Below are 17,867 nucleotides of genomic sequence, written 5' to 3'. Positions count from 1 at the left end.
TTATATTGTTCTAGAAGGGAAGTGAAAACCATGTCAAAAGAATGGGATATCCTCCACACCACTACTATGCCAACCATCGCCCTGCGGGGGCTGACGGTGTTTCCCAATGTGCTGATTCACTTTGAGGTGGCCCGGGAGGCCTCGGTGAGGGCGCTGGAGGCGGCTATGACCGCCGGGAGCCCGGTATTCCTGGTGGGGCAGAAGGATATTGCGGTGGAGGAGCCCGGGCTGGACGACCTGTATCAGGTGGGCACCATCTCCAACATCCGCCAGATTCTCCGCATGCCGGGGGACAACGTGCGGGTGATGGTGGAGGGGGTAAGCCGGGGCAGGGTGCTCCAGCTGCTGCGCACCCAGCCCCATCTGGAGGCGGAGGTGCAGGAGATTGCGGTTCCCGCTCCTCCGGCCCGGGGAAGCGCCAAAACCGAGGCGCTGATGCGTGCCACCTACGACCTGTTTCAGGACTATGCGGAGCTGTCTCCCAAGCTGTCCCCCGATCTGATGATCCACGTGCTGGCCAGCCAGGACCCGGGGCATATCGCCGACTATATCGCCCAGAATATCCCCATGCGCAACAGCGACAAGCAGTCCATTCTGGAGGAGCTGCGCCCCGCCAGGCGGCTGGAAAAGCTCCACCGCCTGCTGGAGCGGGAGGTGGAAATTCTCTCCCTGGACCAGGAGATTCAGGAGCGGGCCCGGGAGCAGATGAACGACCACCAGCGGGACTACTACCTCCGGGAGCAGATGAAGGCAATCCAAACCGAACTGGGGGAGGAGGCCGACGAAATTGAGGAATACCGGGAAAAGATCGCCCAGGCCAAGCTCCCCGACGAGGTGAGGGAGAAGCTGAACAAGGAGCTGGGCCGGCTGGCCAAGCAGCCCTACAGCTCCTCGGAGAGTACCGTTCTGCGCAGCTATCTGGATATCTGCCTGGAGCTGCCCTGGGGCAAAACCACTAAGGAAAAGGTGAACGTTGCCGCCGTACAGAAGGTACTGGACCAGGATCACTTCGGCCTGGACAAGGTGAAAAAGCGGGTGCTGGAGTTTGTGGCCGTCCGCCAGCTGGCCCCCGAGCTGAAGGGGCAGATTATCTGCCTGGTGGGTCCGCCGGGGGTGGGCAAGACCTCTATCGCCATGTCCATGGCCCAGGCCATGAACCGGAAGCTGGCCCGTATCTCTCTGGGCGGCGTCAGCGACGAGGCCGAAATTCGAGGCCACCGGAAGACCTATGTGGGGGCCATGCCCGGCCGCATCATCTCCGCCATCAATCAGGCCCAGAGCTGCAATCCTCTCATCCTCCTGGACGAGATCGACAAGCTGGGCCGGGACCACCGGGGGGACCCCTCCTCCGCCCTGCTGGAGGTGCTGGACGGGGAGCAGAATGCCACCTTCCGGGACAATTTTTTGGAAATCCCCTTTGACCTGTCCCAGGTGATGTTCATTACCACCGCCAACACCACTGACACCATCCCCCGGCCCCTGCTGGACCGGATGGAGGTTATTGAGCTGTCCAGCTACACCGACGAGGAGAAGGTGCAGATTGCCAAAAAGCACCTGCTGCCCAAGGAGCTGGAGCGTCACGGCCTGTCCAAGGGGCAGCTCAAGGTGTCTGACGGGGCTGTGCGGGAGGTAATTGCCTCCTACACCCGGGAGTCAGGCGTCCGTGTGCTGGAGCGCCGTCTGGCCGCCATCTGCCGCAGGGCGGCCATGAAGGTGGTGGCTGAGGAGGCGAAAGCTCTCAAGGTCACCGATAAGGATCTGGAGGAATATCTGGGCGTGCCCAGATACCACCCCGAGCGCCAGGCTCTGGAGGAGCGGGTAGGGGTGGTCAACGGTCTGGCCTGGACCTCTGTGGGGGGCGAGTTGCTGGAGGTGGAGGTCAATGTGGTCCCCGGCTCCGGCAAGGTAGAGCTCACCGGCAACCTGGGGGACGTGATGAAGGAGTCGGCCCACGCCGCCCTCAGCTTCATCCGCAGCCGGGCCAGCCAGTTGAACGTGCCCGACAGCTTCTACAAGGAGAAGGACATCCATGTCCACTTCCCGGAGGGCGCGGTGCCCAAGGACGGCCCCTCCGCCGGCATTGCCATTACCACTGCCATGGTGTCCGCCCTCACCGGGGTGACTGTACGCCGGGGGATCGCCATGACCGGAGAGGTCACCCTCCGGGGCAGGGTGCTGCCCATTGGCGGGCTGAAGGAGAAGACCATGGCCGCCTTCCGCAGCGGGATCAAAACTGTAATCATCCCCGCTGACAACGCCAAAGACCTGGAGGAGATCGATCAGACTGTGCGCAAAGCCCTCCAATTTATCCTGGTGGAGCGGGCGGACCAGGTGCTGTCCAACGCGCTCAACCGCTCAGCCGAGGCCCCTGCCGTTCGGAAACGGGGCCGCCCCAAAAAATCGGAGGCGCTGCCCCCCGTCCCGCCTGAGCAGGACAGCGGCGGCTCCCTGCTGCGCCAGTGAGGAGAGGCTATGACTGTCAATTTGCAGAAGGCGGAATTTGTGCTGTCCGCCGTCTCCCCCAGGAACTTTATTCAGGACGGCCTGCCTCAGGTGGCCTTTGCCGGGCGTTCCAACGTGGGCAAATCCTCCGTCATCAACCGTCTGCTCAACCGGAAGAACTTCGCCCGGGTGGGGGCCGCGCCGGGGAAGACCGTCCATGTGAACTATTTCAATATCGACAGAACCTTCTACCTGGTGGACCTGCCCGGCTACGGCTACGCCAAGGTGTCCAAGGCGGAGCGGGACCGGTGGGGGCGGCTGATGGAGGACTACTTCGCCCGTCCCGACCTGCTCACTTTGGGGGTGATGATTGTGGACTCCCGCCACAAGCCCACCGCCGACGACTGTACTATGTTCCGTTGGTTCCGGGACACGGGCTGTCCCCTGATTATCGTGGCCAACAAGCTGGATAAGCTGAAAAAGCGGGAGGTTGAACCCAATTTACAGCTCATCCGGGACACCCTGGAGCTGCGAAATGAGGACCGGCTGATCCCCTTCTCCGCCGAGAAGGGCACCGGCCGGGAGGAGCTGCTGTCGGCCATCCTGACGGGGATTGAAAGATGAACGCCTCGCCCTTGACAGGGAGGCGGCCGGGTGGTAAAATAAAATTATAAAAGGGTGCCGCAATAAAGTGGTCAACCCTTTAAGCGAAGGATTATTTTAAGTAACAACCGTCACCGTGCAGGGTGGCGGTTGTCCCTTTTTACCTTGATGGTGATGGTAAAACTACACCAATGCCAGGTAATGGTAAGGGGCATATGCACACCCCCTTTCGGATGGTGTGGCTGACCGCCATGAAGACGAAACTTTTATTGTGACACCCAGTCCCTTTTGGGGCTGTTTTTATTGTAGCAGAAAAGGGAAACATTTGCTTGTCTTTTGCTCCACAAACTGGTATAATAAACAGAAAGATGAATCTAAAATGGGGAGGTGGGCCCTTGGAGGCACCCATTTACCACCTGGAAGGGGTGGTGAAGGCAAAAGAGGAAGCCATGGAGGACTTTGTGGGGCCGCTGGACCTGATTCTCCATCTGCTGAGCAAAAACAAGCTGGAGATCAAGGACATTCAGATTGCCCTGATTCTGGACCAGTACATGGAGTGGATGAATCAGCGGCGTGAGCTGGACCTGGAGGTTGCCAGTGACTTTGTGACCATGGCCTCCCACCTGGTTTACATCAAGACCAGAATGCTGCTGTCCATCAACGACGAGGAGGCCATGAGTGAGATGGAACAGCTCATTGCCACACTGGAAGCCCACCAGCGCAACGAAAATTATCTTAAAATCAAAGCGGTTGCCCCCGCCCTGGACAGCCGCTATCAAATTGGCCGGGATTACCTGACCAAACAGCCCGAGGCGGTTCAGCCTGACAAAATATACCGCTATGTCCACGATAAGGCTGACCTGCTCAAGGCCATGAACGCCGTGCTGAGCCGGCTGGACAACAAGTTGCCTCCGCCGGTATCGGCGTTTCAGGGGATTGTGGGCCGGGAGCCCTACCCTGTGGCCGACAAGGCGGGGGAGATTGTGAAAAGACTGGTCCGCTTTGGCGTCACCCGGTTCCGGGCGCTGTTCAAGGGCAGCCGCAGCCGGTCTGAGGTGGTGGCCACCTTTCTGGCTGTGCTGGAGCTGTGCAAGGCCCGCCGCCTGCTTCTGGCGGGCACTGAGTCAGACTGTACCGTCACCTGTACTCAGGAGGAGGGGGCGGTGGAGTTTACGTCGGAAAATTATTAGCCTCCCTCAAGGAGGGGGCCAAGGGCAGAGGGGGTGAGGTCATGGAAATCAAAGAGCTGGAATCCGCCCTGGAAGGGGTGCTGTTTGCCGCCGGGGAGCCAGTGCCGGTGGAGCGGCTGTGTCTGGGTCTGGAGGTGGACAGGCCCACGCTGGACGCGGTGGCCCAGCGGCTGATGGACCAGTACAGCTATGACCGCCGGGGTATCCGGCTGGTAAAGCTGGACACCAGCTATCAGCTGTGCTCCGCACCGGAGTTTGCCGGATATATCCGAAAAACCCTGGAGAGCCGCAAGCCTGCCCGGCTGTCCCAGCCGGCGCTGGAGGTGCTGTCCATTATCGCCTACTACCAGCCTGTGACCCGGGCCTATGTGGACCAGGTCCGGGGGGTGGACAGCTCATACACCATGGGACTTCTTCTGGAGCGGGAGCTCATTGAGGAGGCGGGCCGCCTGGCGGTGCCCGGCAGGCCGGTGCAGTTCAAGACCACCAAAAATTTCCTGCGCTCCTTTGGCCTGTCCAGCCTGGACGAGCTGCCTGAGCTGCCCAACCAGTCCCAGGAGGGCAGCCAGCTCACCCTGGAGCTGGAGGCCAGTCTGGCTCGTCTGCGTGAGGCAGAGACGCTGGAGGAGGGCGAAGGGGAAGCTCAGCCCGAGCCGCCGGAGTTACCGGCGGAGGGACCGTGAAGGCCCTGTTTATCCTGGCCGTCGTTGTGCTGATTCTGCTCCTGATCGGGCAGGTCCGGGTGGGCGGCCGGGCGGAGTTTAACAGGTCGGGCTTCTTTTTGCGGGTGAGGCTGGGGAAATTTTGGGTCAATATTCTCCCCATGAAACCCAAGGAGGAAAAAAAGCCTAAAAAAGCTAAAAAGCCCAAGGCGAAAAAGGAGCCCAAAAGACCAAAGAAGGAGAAACCTCCCACCCCGCTTCCGGAGAAGCTTGGGGGCGCTTTGGAGTATGCCAAGGCCCTGCTGCCTGTGGCCCTGGAGGCCGCAGGAGGAATGTGGCGCGGCCTGCGGGTGGACACACTGGAGCTGGAGCTGACCGCCGGCGCGCCCGATCCGGCGGATGCGGCTATGCTCTATGGACAGGCTAACGCCGCCCTGGGGGCGCTGTGGTATCCGCTGACAAAGGCCTTCCATGTGAAGGACGGCTCGGCCCGGGTGAAGCTGGATTTCGACGCCCCGGGTATGACGGTGTACGGAACTGCGGAGCTGTCCATTAAAATTGGAACAGTGGTCTGGATTGGCCTGCGGGCGGGCTGTAAGGCGTTATTCGGAGCTCTTGCCGCACGAAAGCGGCTGAAACTAAAACGACGGCAGAGAAAGGCGGCATGACCTATGGAACAGGAGAAGAAAAACTCTCTCGGTGAGCTGATGAAGATTACTATGGAGCATATTAAGGCAATGGCGGATGCCAACACCATCATCGGTACCCCCATCCAGGCGGAGGGCGTCACGCTCATCCCCGTGTCCCGGATGTCCTTCGGTATGGGGGGCGGCGGCACTGAGTTTACCACCAAGGCGGGAGCTCTAAAGGACGGCTTCGGCGGCGGCAGCGCCGCCAGCGCCAAGCTGGAGCCGGTGGCCTTTCTGGTGGTCCGGGAGGACGGCAGTGTGAAGCTGCTCCCCGTAGCCCCGCCCCCTGCCACCACCGTGGACCGGGTTATTGAGACGGTGCCCGAGGTGGTGGATAAGGTCACCGGTTTTATCGAAAAACAGCAGGAGAAGAAGGGCCGGAAGGAATCCGGGGAGGACTTCGCCGAATAAAACAAAAATTTACCTGGAAAAACGGGACAAAAGCCGCAGTATACTAATACCATCGACTGAAAAGAAGGTGGCAAGGATGAAGCGGCTTTTTTCTATAGTGCTGACAGGACTTCTTTTGTATAGGGCGCTGCCCGCTGTTCGGGCGGAGGGGGCGGCCCCGCCCCAAATTTCCGCCGCCAGCGCGGTTTTGATGGACGCCGGCACAGGGCGGGTACTGTATGAAAAGGACAGCCATACCCACCGGCTTATTGCCAGCACTACCAAGCTGATGACCGCCCTGGTGGCCCTGGAGTCGGGGCACAGCCTGGACGAGACGGTCACCGTCGCCTCTGAGTGGGCGGGGGTGGAGGGCTCCTCCATCTATCTGAGCCCGGGGGAGGAAATTTCTCTGGAGGCGCTGCTCTACGGTCTTCTGCTGCGCTCAGGCAACGACGCCGCCCTGGCCATTGCCGGTCACTGCGGCGGTACGGTGGAGAACTTTGTGGCTCAAATGAACCGGAAAGCCGGGGAGCTGGGGATGGCGGACAGCGGCTTTGCCAATCCCAACGGCCTGGACGCTGAGGGGCACTACTCCTGCGCCTATGACATGGCCCTTTTGGCCGCGGCCTGCCTGGAGAACGAGGAGCTGGCCAGGATTGCGGCCACCAAGTCCATCACCCTGGGGACTCGAACTTTTACCAACCACAACAAGCTGCTGTGGCGGTATGAGGGCTGTATTGGCATGAAAACGGGCTATACCGAGCATGCGGGGCGCACCCTGGTGTCTGCGGCCCGGCGGGACGGCGTCACCCTGATCTGCGTCACCCTCAACGCCCCCAGCGACTGGGCGGACCACACCGCCCTTTTCGACTACGGCTTTGCTGAATATCAGGCCTGTCCGCTGACCCGGACGGGGGAGAGGGCCGGCCAGCTGCCCGTGTACGGCGGACTGGAGCCTGTCTGTCCCATTGAGATGGCGGAGGACCTGACCGCCGCTCTGTCCGCCGGTGAAAGGGCGGAAGTGAGCTATGAGCTGACACAGACCACGCTCACCGCCCCAGTGTCCGCCGGGACACAGGTGGGGGAGGCTGTTTATTATGTAAACTCGGTGGAGCTTGCCAGGGTTCCGCTGGTGACGGGGAAAACTGTCCCCTGCGATTTGGCGGAGCCCTCCAGTCTGCTGGGCAAGATTTGGGAGCGGATAACCGGGCTGTAGTTTGCCCACAGGGGGAGAGAGGAGGAGTGGCCTGTGGAGGAACGTCTGCAAAAATTGATTTCCGCCTGCGGGCTGGCCTCCCGGCGGGCGGCGGAGGAGTGGATTGCCGCCGGGCGGGTGACGGTCAACGGTGAGAAGGCCCACCTGGGGGACCGGGCGGACCTGGACCGGGACACAGTCCTGGTGGACGGAAAGCCGCTGAGACCGGGGGGAGGACGGACCTACCTGATGCTGAACAAGCCCCGGGGATATGTGACCACCCTGTCCGACGAGAAGGGGAGGAGGACCGTCTCCGATTTGACGGCGGACTGCGGGGCCCGGGTGTGGCCGGTGGGCCGGCTGGATATGGACTCGGAGGGCCTTCTGCTGCTTACCGACGACGGCGCCCTTACCCACCAGCTGCTCCACCCCAGCCATCAGGTGGAAAAGGAGTATCTGGTGTGGGTGACGGGCAATGTGAACAAGGCCCTGCCCATCCTGTCCGCCCCCATGGTACTGGACGGGGAGGAGCTGGCCCCCGCCCGTGTGCGGCGGGGCCGGGACAGCGGGGGCGTGCATCAGCTCTCTATCACCATCCACCAGGGAAAAAACCGCCAGGTGCGGCGGATGTGCGCCCAGGCCGGACTGGAGGTCCTGCGGCTCAGGCGTATCCGGGAGGGGGCTGTGTTTCTGGACCGCTCCCTGAAAGCGGGGCAGTGGAGGCCTCTCACCGACAAGGAACTATTGGAGCTTACCAAACCTTTAAGTGACACTTGAGAGATTTTTGTGGGAGAGGTACGAAGCTCCCGCAAAAATCTCTTGCATTTTGTCCTGGAATCGGGTATGATGAAGAATGTTGAATTGACCGGAGGGATGGGAGTCATGAGCCGAGATATTTTGACCAAAATCCAGGACAATCTGCATACCTTTTCCAAGGGACAGCGGAAGATTGCCAGCTTCATCCTGGAGTCCTATGACAAAGCCGCTTTTATGACGGCCAGCCGCCTGGGCAAGCGGGTGGGGGTCAGTGAGTCCACTGTGGTCCGCTTCGCCTTTGAGCTGGGCTATGACGGTTACCCGGATATGCAGCGGTCTTTGCAGGAGATGATCCGCAACCGGCTAACCACCGTCCAGCGCATTGAGGTTACCAAAGACCGCCTGGGGGACCAGGATCTGCTGTCTGTGGTGCTCCAGTCGGACATTGATAAAATACGCCTGACGCTGGAGGAGCTGGACCGGGGGAGCTTTAACAGCGCGGTGGACGCCATTGTGTCCGCCCGGAAGATTTATATTATCGGCGTGCGCTCCTCTGCGGCGATCGCGTCCTTTCTGCATTTCTATTTTAATCTCATCTTTGACAATGTGGTGCTGGTGTCCGCCAGCACCGCCAGCGAGATTTTTGAGAGCCTGCTCCGGGTGGGGGAAGGGGATGTGGTAATTGGCATCAGCTTTCCCCGGTACTCCAGCCGCACTGTCCAGGCCATGAGCTTTGCACGGGACCGGGGAGCTACCACCGTAGCCATCACCGACAGCGAATCCTCCCCTCTGGCCCCCATCTCCCGCTGTGCCCTGATGGCCCGCAGCGATATGGCCTCCTTTGTGGACTCCCTGGTGGCCCCGCTGTCGTTGGTGAACGCCCTGCTGGTGGCGGTGAGCCAGCGGAAGAATGAGGACCTAGCCCATACCTTCCACACGCTGGAGAAAATCTGGGACGAGTACGGCGTGTATGAAAAGGTGCAGGAATGAGTGATATAAGCGATATTGTGGTTGTGGGCGGCGGAGCCGCCGGCATGATGGCGGCCATCACCGCCGCCCAGCTGGGGGCGTCCGTCACGCTGATTGAGCGCAATCAGAAGGTGGGCCGCAAGCTGTATATCACGGGGAAGGGCCGCTGCAACGTGACCAACCACTGCTCCCCGGAGGAGGTCCGGGCCGCTGCACCCCGGAACGGAAAGTTTTTATACAGCGCCCTGGAGCACACCCCACCCGCCTGGGTGGAGGAGTTTTTTGAGTCTCTGGGGGTTTCCTTGAAGGTGGAGCGGGGGAACCGGGTGTTTCCCGCCTCGGACAAGTCTATCGATATCATTGACGCCCTGTTTCGAGAGCTGAAACGCCTGAAGGTGACTATGACCACCTGGCAGCGTGTGTCCAGTGTGTCCTTGAAGGACGGAGCGGTATCCGGTGTGGAAATTGGTACAGCCGGGGACAAATGGGGTTGGAGAGAGCCCTGCAAGGTGGTTATCCTGGCCACCGGCGGGCTGTCCTACCCCGCCACCGGCTCCACCGGGGATGGTCTGTGGATGGCGGAGGAGCTGGGACACACCGTCGTGGACCCGAAACCCTCTCTGGTGCCTCTGGAGTCCCCGGATGCTTTCTGTGCTCAAATGCAGGGGCTGGCCCTTAAAAATGTGGCGCTGACGGTAAAAAACCAGAAAAAAAAGCCGGTTTTCCAGGAGCAGGGGGAGCTGCTGTTCACCCATTTCGGCCTGTCCGGTCCGCTGGTACTGTCGGCCAGCGCCCATATGCGGGACTTTGAAAAGGATCAATACACCTGCGCCATTGACTTAAAGCCCGCCCTGGATGAGCCCACCCTGGACGCCCGTTTAGTCCGGGAGCTGACAGCCGGGGCCAACAGGGACATGGACAATCTTCTGGGGGCGCTGGCCCCCCGGCTGCTGGTGCCTGTCCTGCTGGAGCGTGCGGGCATCCCGGGGGACAAAAAGGCCCACGACCTGACAAAGCAGGGGCGCCGCCGCCTGCTGGAGCTGTTCAAGTGCTTCCCTGTGGCGGTGTCCGGCCCCCGGCCTATCGACGAGGCTATCATCACCTCCGGTGGGGTGAAGGTGTCTGAGGTGGACCCCAAAACCATGCAGTCCAAAAAGGTGCCCGGCCTGTTCTTCGCCGGGGAGATGCTGGACGTGGACGCCTATACCGGCGGGTTCAACCTCCAGATCGCCTGGGCCACCGGCCGGGCGGCGGGAGAGGGGGCGGCGGCCTTTATACATGACATTTTGTGACATGTCAAGGGGTTGAAGAAATTTTTATGGAAAAAGAATTTTTAGCAGGATTTGGGAATCGACTCAAGGAGCTGCGAAGGAGAAAAAACTTGACACAGCAAAATATGGCTGACGCAATGGGGATTACTATGCGTAATTATCAGCGCTATGAATATGGAAAGATAAACGTCCCCGCTACGACGTTGAACTTCTTCGCCGATTTCTTCGGCGTGACTACCGACTACCTCCTGGGTCGAGGAGAAGAATAAAGGCCCCCTTCGCAAAGGAGGCTCCCGGCGAAGCTGGGGGAGGGTTTTCTCCTAACAGAGATAAACGCGTTTCGGGAGGGGAAAACCCTCCGTCACCGCCTTCGGCGGTGCCACCTCCCTTTGCGAAGGGAGGCTTATGAAGCAAGGAACGGAGCGATCAGCATGAGGTTTAAAAGTGTTGCCATTGACGGCCCTGCCGGGGCGGGGAAGAGCACTCTTGCCCGTCAGCTGGCCCAAAGGCTGGGGTATTTGTATGTGGACACCGGGGCCATCTACCGCACGGTGGCGCTGGCCGCCCTGCGGGCGGGAGTTGACCCGGCGGACCCGGCCCAGGTGGTCCCTTTGCTGGGCGGGCTGGATATTCAAATGGGATACGGTGATGACGGCGTCCAGCGCATGTATCTGGCCGGGGAGGACGTGAGCGGGGCCATCCGGGAGCACCGGATATCCGGTGCGGCGTCCAAGGTGTCTGCCATCCCGGAGGTGCGGGCCTTTCTGCTGGACTACCAGCGGGGGCTGACGGACTCCCACAGCATTGTCATGGACGGGCGGGATATTGGCACGGTGGTGCTGCCCGGCGCGGACGTGAAGGTTTTCCTCACTGCCGCCCCGGAGGCGAGGGCCAGACGCCGCCTGCTGGAGCTGGAGCAGCGGGGCCAGGAGGCGGACTTTGAGACGATTCTGCAAGACATCCGAGAGCGGGACCGGCAGGATGAGACCCGCCCTGTCGCCCCCCTGAGACAGGCGGAGGACGCCATGCTGCTGGACACCACCCAGCTGAATCTGGAGCAGAGCCTGGAGGGTCTGCTGTCCCTGGTAAAGGAGAAGATTGCCCTGTGAGTGAAGAAACAGCTGTCAAGTCAGAAAAGAAGACGAAAGAGACGCCTGAGCAGCGGAAAAAGCGGATGGACTGGTTTTTCCACCTGCTGTATATTATCGTCTGGCCTTACTTTCGGCTGATCCACCCGGTTTACGCCGTAGGCCGGGAGAACATCCCCGACGGTCCGGCGGTCATCTGCCCCAACCACACCACTGCCGGCGACCCGTTCTATGCCGTTTTTGCCTTCGGCTACAGGTGGCCCATGCGGGCCATGGCCAAGGTGCAGATTATGCGGGTGCCCTTTATTGGCTGGATTTTGAGCAAGGCGGGGGTATTCGGCGTGGACCGGGACACCACCGACGTGCGGGCGGTGCGCACCGCCATGAAGTTTTTGAAGGAGGGCGACAAGCTGCTCATGTTTCCCGAGGGTACCCGGGTTCACGACGGGGAGGACGTCCAGGCCAAGGTGGGGGCGGCCCTGTTTGCCACCCGGACGGGAGTTCCCCTGCTGCCGGTGTACATACAGCGGAAAAAAAGACGGTTTCGGCGTAATACTGTGGTAATTGGGAAACCCTATTATCCGGAGTATGAGGGGCGAAAGCCCTCCTCAGAGGAGCTCCAGGTGATGGCCCAGGACCTGATGGACCGTGTCCAGGCTCTGGGGGAGGGCGTGGGATGAGGCTGGTGCTGGCAAAATCCGCCGGCTTCTGCTACGGCGTGCGCCGGGCGGTGGAGCTGGCCCAGGAGAAGGCCGCTCAGGGCGTCCCCTGCGTCATTCTGGGCTCCATCATCCACAATCGGGATGTAATGGACCGCCTGGCCGCCCAGGGCCTGCGGGCGGTGGAGAGACCGGAGGAGGTCCCTGACGGCTGCGCCGTCATCATCCGCTCCCACGGGGAGGGGAGGGCCGTCCACGAATATTTTGCCCGGAGGGGGACGGAGGTCTTCGATGCCACCTGCCCAAACGTCACCCACATCCATAACATTGTGGCCCAGGCGGAGAACCAGGGCCGCCAGCCTGTGATTGTGGGGACGCCCGACCATCCGGAGGTGCTGGCTATCGCCGGATGGTGTAAGGCTCCTGTGGTGGTTTCCGGGGAAAAAGATTTAGAAAAATGGCTCGCAGATGGGGAAAATCGTAACAATTTGCCTCTCACATTTGTTTCTCAAACCACCTCCACTCAGAAAATTTGGGAAAAATGCGTGAAAAAAGCAAAAAAACTATGTACAAACGCAGAATTTTTTGATACAATATGCGGAGCGACGTCCAAACGCCAAGAGGAAGCCCGCCAGCTGGCCGCGCAATGCGGACTGATGGTGGTGGTGGGCGACAGGCAGAGCTCCAATACCAGGCGGCTTGGGGAAATCTGCCGGGAGTCCTGTCCCGAAGTTCTGCTCGTCGAGCGGGCGGAGGACATCGATCTCAACCGGCTGCCTCAAGCGGATATGGTCGGCATCACGGCGGGCGCATCGACACCCGCGTGGATAATAAAGGAGGTCATTGACAAAATGAGCGAAGAAATCTTAGAGATGGACAAATCCTTCCAGGAGATGCTGGAGGAGTCGTTCAAAACTTTAAATAATGGAGATAAGGTTACCGGCACCGTTGTGGCCATCACGCCCACCGAAGTCCAGGTTGAGCTGGGCATCAAGTACCCCGGCTACATCGCCCTGACCGAGTTGAGCGACGATCCCACCGTGAAGGTGGAGGACCTGGTGAAGGTGGGCGACGAGATCGAGTCCATCGTCATGCAGGTCAGCGACCGTGACTGCATGGTCAAGCTGTCCAAGCGCCGCCTGGACATCAACAAGGGCTGGGAGGAGATCGAGGAGGCCCGGGAGAACGAGACCGTGGTAGAGGGCTTTGTCACCGAGGACAACAAGGGCGGCGTGGTCGTCTCTGTCAAGGGTGTTCGGGTGTTCGTCCCCGCCTCCCAGACAGGCCTGCCCCGTGAAACTCCCATGAGCGAGCTGCTCAAGCAGAAGGTCCGCCTGGTTATCACCGAGGTCAACCGTGCCCGCCGCCGGGTGGTGGGCTCCATCAGCCGGGTCACCCGCGCCGAGCGGGCTGCCGCCGCCGAGAAGGTTTGGGCCGAGATCGAGGACGGCAAGCGCTACACCGGCACCGTCAAGTCCCTCACCTCCTACGGCGCCTTTGTGGACATCGGCGGCGTGGACGGCATGGTCCACATCTCCGAGCTGTCCTGGAGCCGCATTAAGCACCCCTCCGAGGTGGTCAAGGTGGGCGACACCGTGGACGTGTACGTCATCTCCGCCGACAAGGAGAAGAAGAAGATCTCCCTGGGTATGAAGGACCACAGCCAGGACCCCTGGACCGTGTTTACCACCACCTATCAGGTGGGCGACACCGCCAATGTGCGCGTTGTCAAGCTGATGACCTTCGGCGCCTTTGCCGAGGTAGTCCCCGGGGTGGACGGCCTGATCCACATCTCCCAGCTGGCCGATCACCGGGTGGAGAAGCCCGGCGACGTGGTGGCCGAGGGCGACAAGGTGGACGTGAAGATCACCGACGTGGACATGGAGAACAAGAAGATTTCCCTGTCCATCCGCGCCCTGCTGGAGGCTCCCGCCTACGAGGAGAGCGAAGAGGAAGAGGCCCCCACTGAGGAGGCGTAATCCCAAATCATCAACGGCCGCCCCACCGGGCGGCCGTTTTTGTAACTTTACGGTTGCAATCTCTGGAGGAATGTTGTATAATGATCCAAGAAGAGCGCTCTTCTTACCTTTTGCTTGCAAAAGGTAAAGGCGTTCCAGACAGTAAAATCAGGAGGAATCAACATGAAAAAGAAAACCCTGGCTCTCATCCTGACCCTGTGCATGACCTTGACCGCTGTGGTCAGCTTTACCGCCGGAGCGGCGGCGGCCGGCGGTCTCCAGGAGATCAAGGCCTACCTCAACTCCAGCATTACCATCAAACTGGACGGCGAGGAGAAGGTCATCACCGACGCCAACGGGGTGCGCACCTACCCCATCAGTTACAACGATACCACTTACCTCCCCGTCCGCTCCATTGCCAATCTGCTGGGCGTTGAGGTGGGCTGGGACCAGGCAACCCAGTCCGTCCTGTTGGGCAAGCGGCCCAGCGGCGTGGACCTGATTGAGACCTACAGCATTTATCATAGGCTGCTGGGGAACGCTTCCTTTGGAGGGCAAGTTACCACTGCGGATAATAGAACCGAGACTATTGGGGGTGTTACCAAATCCCATTGGATCTTTTTGAACTGCGGCTGGTGGGAGGAAAACGAGATTTCGTACAATTTGTTGGGCAAGCACGACACGCTGACATTCAGCTACTACTCCAGTGAGGATGGCTACTTGTGGGTCAAAGGGGACGACGACGCTCTCTTGGGCAAATTCGCCGTCACCGGGGGTGCGGTTCCCAAGACCGTCACGGTCCCGCTGTTTAAAACCAACGAACTTAAGTTCGGGGTATCGCCAACAGAGGTCTGGGGGCAGGATGGGACGACGAGTCCGAAAGTCAGAATCTTTGACGCCTATCTGGACGTAGAGTAATAATCATCCATACAAAAAACTGCGGGGGCATGAGGCCTCCGCAGTTTTTTGTGCCCGGCGGGAAAAAACCTGGAAAATTTCGGAGAAAAATTTTTCTGCGGCTGGATTTTCTCTTGCAAAAATAGGATAAAATTGTTATAATACAAATAGTTTAATAAGATAGAAATGGAAAAGGCCGAACGTCGGATGAGAGAAAGTGAGGTAGCAGGTGTACCAAATCGGGGATAAGGTGGTCCATCCCATGTATGGGGGCGGAGTGGTGGAGAGCATCGTGCAGAAGACGGTGGACAATGTGGCGCGTGATTATTACATCCTGCAGCTGCCCAACCGGTCTATGGTGGTGATGGTCCCTACAGAGAACTGTGAGGAGATCGGTGTGCGCCCGGTGGTGAATGAGGAGCAGGCCGACAGGGTCCTGGCTGCCATCCCGGAGATTCAGGTAGAGATGACCGCCAACTGGAATCACCGTTACCGGGAGAATATGGAGCGGATGAAGAGCGGCGACCTGATCGAGGTAGCCCGGGTCATCAAGGGCCTGACCATCCGTGACCAGAAGCGGGGGCTGTCCACCGGCGAACGAAAAATGCTCCATTCCGCCAAGCAGATCCTCATTTCTGAGCTTGTGCTGTCCAAAAGCGCCAGCTATGAGTCGGTAGAGGAGGAGCTGAACACCGCGCTGGCTTAATCATGTTAAAATTTTGGACGGCTTTTCTGTTCTGGGAGGGAAGGAAGGGCCGTCCTGTTTTTGTGCTTTTCCCCACTATGTTTCTGTGCTATAATCAGGGGGGAGGGGATGCTATGAATGTCTACTACTGGGCCTGTCCCAACGGGACGCTGCTGCTGGATTTTAGTGACCCTCTGGAGGAGCAGGACTGGAAGCAGTGGCTGGATGTTCAGGATGTGGTGGACCCGGATCTGGATATTTATGACGATATCGATCTGGAGCGGTTTGGAGAGGACGGCCTAATCTATTTCAGGACCTCCAGTGCGGAAGATGGGACGCGGGGGGAATTGACCTTTCCGATAGAACAGGCGCTGGTTCTGGTCCGGGCCAAAAAATTGACATGCAAGGAGCGAGGATAATGGGTCTGCTGTCTCTGTTCAAGAGAAAGAAAACATCTGAGGAGCCCAGGTGTTCTGCGGTGATTGTGTCCGCCGGGCTGGCCCGGAGGATGGGGGGGATCGACAAGGTGCTGGCCCCCCTGGGGGAGCTGCCCGTGCTGGTACATACTCTATATGCCTTTCAGGATTGCCCGGTGATCCATGAGATTATCGTGGTGGCCCGGGAGGACCTGGTGGTGGAGGTGGGCCGGCTGTGCAGGGAGTACAGCCTGGATAAGGTGCGCAAGGTGATTGTGGGGGGCCAGGAGCGTGTCCAATCCGTCCAGGCCGGCCTGGGGGAGGTCGATCCGGAATCTACCCTCATTGCCATTCACGACGGCGCCCGGCCCCTGGTGCCCCAGGAGGTCATCCGGGACGCTGTGACCCGGGCCGCCCTCACCGGAGCCGCCGCCCCGGCCATCCAGCTCACCGATACCATCAAGCGCACTGAGGACGGCCTGGCGGTAGAGACGGTGGACCGCTCCCAGCTTTGGGCGGTGCAGACCCCCCAGGTGTTTGAGGCCAGCCTGATTAAGGCGGCCACCCAAAAGGCCATTGACGACGGCGAACTGCTCACCGACGACTGCGGCGCGGTGGAGCGGCTGGGCATGAAGGTGACCCTCACCAGCGGAAGCCGGGAGAACATCAAAATCACCACCCCCCTGGACCTGATTCTGGGGGAGGCCATCCTCCAGGCCAGAGTGGAGGAGAGCGAGTGGAGGTGCAAGGAATGAGAATCGGCCACGGCTACGACGTCCACCGGCTGGTGGAGGGGCGAAAGCTGATTCTGGGCGGAGTGGACATCCCCTGGGAACGGGGGCTGCTGGGCCACTCCGACGCCGACGTGCTCACCCACGCGGTGATGGATGCCTTGCTGGGGGCGGCGGGCCTGGGGGATATCGGAAAACACTTTCCGGATACCGACCCCGCTTACGCCGGGGCGGACAGCCTGAAGCTGCTGGCCCATGTTGCGGCGCTGCTGAGGGAGAAAGGCTTTTCTGTGAGCAATGTAGACGCCACCGTTCTGGCCCAACGGCCCAAGCTGGCTCCCCACATCCCCCAAATACGGGACAACCTGGCCCGGGTGATGGGGGTGGCTCCTGATCAGGTCAACGTGAAGGCCACCACCGAGGAGGGATTGGGCTTCACCGGCTCCGGAGAGGGCATGGCCGCCCATGCGGTGGCGCTGATTGAAGGATAATGTAAAGCCCGGCGTGTATACGCTGGGCTTTTGTATTTGTAGGGACAGGTGAAATATGGTATGATTTTAGACAAGGTACCGCTGTTAAGCAGGCGGTCGGGCCCTCCAGACTGGGAGGGTGCTTCCAAAGCCTCTTCCACAAGGAGAGGGGGTGATTTGATGCCTACTTACTCAGAGTTATTCCGGTTTTGTCTGGTGATTCTTGGTGTCATTAGTCTGGTTATCCAGATCATCAATAATAAAAGGAAGTAACCGTCCCAGCTCTCCCAAGTTGGACGGTTACTTCTTTTCACAAGCAATCAGGTAGAGTCCGCCATCAGCGGCGGCACCTTCCTTATTTTCATTATACCAGCTTTCACCGCCTTGTCAAAGGCGGTTTTATTTTTAGAAGTGTTCTATTGTGCATTTTACAGCAATCATCAGGATTGGTGTGATCTGTAGGGGCGGCCTTTGGCCGCCCCTGCGTTAGAATCTGCGAAAGGGACATTCCCTTTATTTTTCCGCAGAAGACAATTTTGCCGTTGTAGGGCGCGACGACCTAGGCGCGCCGTTGGAAAAAGCTGCCGACCAACGGCGGGCCGGGGTCGTCCCGCCCTACGAATACGGCTGGATTTTATGAAAATTGATTTTTGTATTTGGCAATTCCGGTCCGTATAACTATAATATCCATTGTGAGGACCGTATAGGTGGTGAAGCAATGTCCCCAAGACCAAAATCCGAGAACTCCAAGCAATTACGCTTTGAGATGCGAATGAGTGCACAGACTGCTGAAAAG

At 59.8% G+C, this 17,867-nt stretch carries 19 protein-coding genes; all 19 read left to right on the top strand.

Annotation, left to right across the window (positions count from 1 at the left end):
• The first annotated feature begins 30 nt into the window (after positions 1–30).
• The 19 genes from lon to ispF all read left to right on the top strand — a co-directional run bounded on the left by lon (position 31) and on the right by ispF (position 17,092).
• The gene (gene lon / locus NFS22_RS06820; protein ID WP_251316965.1) at positions 31–2,463 is read left to right on the top strand and encodes an endopeptidase La; all 2,433 of its coding nucleotides are present in this window, start codon (positions 31–33) and stop codon (positions 2,461–2,463) included.
• A gap of 9 nt (positions 2,464–2,472) precedes the next feature.
• Complete coding sequence (yihA, locus tag NFS22_RS06815; RefSeq protein WP_251316964.1) at positions 2,473–3,066, top strand: ribosome biogenesis GTP-binding protein YihA/YsxC; 594 nt, start codon at positions 2,473–2,475, stop codon at positions 3,064–3,066.
• Between the two features lie 374 nt (positions 3,067–3,440).
• Positions 3,441–4,235 carry a segregation and condensation protein A gene (locus NFS22_RS06810; protein ID WP_251316963.1) on the top strand — a complete coding sequence of 265 codons (795 nt, stop codon included), beginning with the start codon at positions 3,441–3,443 and terminating at the stop codon, positions 4,233–4,235.
• Between the two features lie 41 nt (positions 4,236–4,276).
• A complete protein-coding gene (scpB, locus tag NFS22_RS06805) occupies positions 4,277–4,918 on the top strand; it encodes an SMC-Scp complex subunit ScpB (protein WP_251316962.1) in 642 nt (213 codons plus the stop codon).
• Positions 4,915–5,565, top strand: a complete 651-nt coding sequence (locus NFS22_RS06800; RefSeq protein ID WP_251316961.1) for a DUF2953 domain-containing protein — start codon at positions 4,915–4,917, stop codon at positions 5,563–5,565. The genes scpB and NFS22_RS06800 overlap by 4 nt, the downstream gene beginning before the upstream one ends.
• A 3-nt stretch (positions 5,566–5,568) precedes the next feature.
• Entirely contained in the window at positions 5,569–5,997 is a 429-nt protein-coding gene (locus tag NFS22_RS06795) for a GerW family sporulation protein (RefSeq protein ID WP_251316960.1), read from the top strand.
• A gap of 76 nt (positions 5,998–6,073) precedes the next feature.
• Positions 6,074–7,192: a D-alanyl-D-alanine carboxypeptidase family protein gene (locus tag NFS22_RS06790; protein ID WP_251316959.1), complete on the top strand. Its 1,119-nt coding sequence runs from the start codon at positions 6,074–6,076 to the stop codon at positions 7,190–7,192.
• A 33-nt stretch (positions 7,193–7,225) separates the two neighbouring features.
• Positions 7,226–7,948, top strand: a complete 723-nt coding sequence (locus NFS22_RS06785) for a pseudouridine synthase (RefSeq protein WP_251316958.1) — start codon at positions 7,226–7,228, stop codon at positions 7,946–7,948.
• A 105-nt stretch (positions 7,949–8,053) separates the two neighbouring features.
• Positions 8,054–8,917, top strand: coding sequence for a MurR/RpiR family transcriptional regulator (locus NFS22_RS06780; protein ID WP_251316957.1), 864 nt, complete (start codon positions 8,054–8,056; stop codon positions 8,915–8,917).
• On the top strand, positions 8,914–10,188 hold the full coding sequence (locus NFS22_RS06775) for a BaiN/RdsA family NAD(P)/FAD-dependent oxidoreductase (RefSeq protein ID WP_251316956.1): 1,275 nt from the start codon (positions 8,914–8,916) through the stop codon (positions 10,186–10,188). The genes NFS22_RS06780 and NFS22_RS06775 overlap by 4 nt, the downstream gene beginning before the upstream one ends.
• A gap of 26 nt (positions 10,189–10,214) precedes the next feature.
• Entirely contained in the window at positions 10,215–10,436 is a 222-nt protein-coding gene (locus tag NFS22_RS06770) for a helix-turn-helix domain-containing protein (RefSeq protein ID WP_251316955.1), read from the top strand.
• 162 nt (positions 10,437–10,598) lie between these two features.
• Positions 10,599–11,276, top strand: a complete 678-nt coding sequence (cmk, locus tag NFS22_RS06765; RefSeq protein ID WP_251316954.1) for a (d)CMP kinase — start codon at positions 10,599–10,601, stop codon at positions 11,274–11,276.
• On the top strand, positions 11,273–11,935 hold the full coding sequence (locus NFS22_RS06760; protein ID WP_251316953.1) for a lysophospholipid acyltransferase family protein: 663 nt from the start codon (positions 11,273–11,275) through the stop codon (positions 11,933–11,935). The genes cmk and NFS22_RS06760 overlap by 4 nt, the downstream gene beginning before the upstream one ends.
• Positions 11,932–13,893: a bifunctional 4-hydroxy-3-methylbut-2-enyl diphosphate reductase/30S ribosomal protein S1 gene (locus tag NFS22_RS06755; RefSeq protein WP_251316952.1), complete on the top strand. Its 1,962-nt coding sequence runs from the start codon at positions 11,932–11,934 to the stop codon at positions 13,891–13,893. Before NFS22_RS06760 ends, NFS22_RS06755 begins: the two co-directional genes overlap by 4 nt.
• A gap of 162 nt (positions 13,894–14,055) precedes the next feature.
• On the top strand, positions 14,056–14,790 hold the full coding sequence (locus tag NFS22_RS06750; RefSeq protein ID WP_251316951.1) for a stalk domain-containing protein: 735 nt from the start codon (positions 14,056–14,058) through the stop codon (positions 14,788–14,790).
• A gap of 208 nt (positions 14,791–14,998) precedes the next feature.
• Positions 14,999–15,475 carry a CarD family transcriptional regulator gene (locus NFS22_RS06745; protein ID WP_251316950.1) on the top strand — a complete coding sequence of 159 codons (477 nt, stop codon included), beginning with the start codon at positions 14,999–15,001 and terminating at the stop codon, positions 15,473–15,475.
• A 113-nt stretch (positions 15,476–15,588) separates the two neighbouring features.
• Positions 15,589–15,873 (top strand): hypothetical protein, encoded by a 285-nt coding sequence (locus NFS22_RS06740; RefSeq protein WP_251316949.1) that lies wholly within the window; start codon positions 15,589–15,591, stop codon positions 15,871–15,873.
• The gene (gene ispD, locus NFS22_RS06735) at positions 15,873–16,625 is read left to right on the top strand and encodes a 2-C-methyl-D-erythritol 4-phosphate cytidylyltransferase (protein WP_251316948.1); all 753 of its coding nucleotides are present in this window, start codon (positions 15,873–15,875) and stop codon (positions 16,623–16,625) included. The genes NFS22_RS06740 and ispD overlap by 1 nt, the downstream gene beginning before the upstream one ends.
• Positions 16,622–17,092 carry a 2-C-methyl-D-erythritol 2,4-cyclodiphosphate synthase gene (ispF, locus tag NFS22_RS06730; RefSeq protein ID WP_251316947.1) on the top strand — a complete coding sequence of 157 codons (471 nt, stop codon included), beginning with the start codon at positions 16,622–16,624 and terminating at the stop codon, positions 17,090–17,092. Before ispD ends, ispF begins: the two co-directional genes overlap by 4 nt.
• The last annotated feature ends 775 nt before the right edge of the window (positions 17,093–17,867 follow it).

The sequence above is a fragment of the Flintibacter muris genome (assembly GCF_943192995.1).
Classification (GTDB): domain Bacteria; phylum Bacillota; class Clostridia; order Oscillospirales; family Oscillospiraceae; genus Lawsonibacter; species Lawsonibacter muris.
The sequence above is the reverse complement of the archived record's forward strand: the minus strand, read 5'-3'. Positions and strand labels throughout refer to the sequence as shown.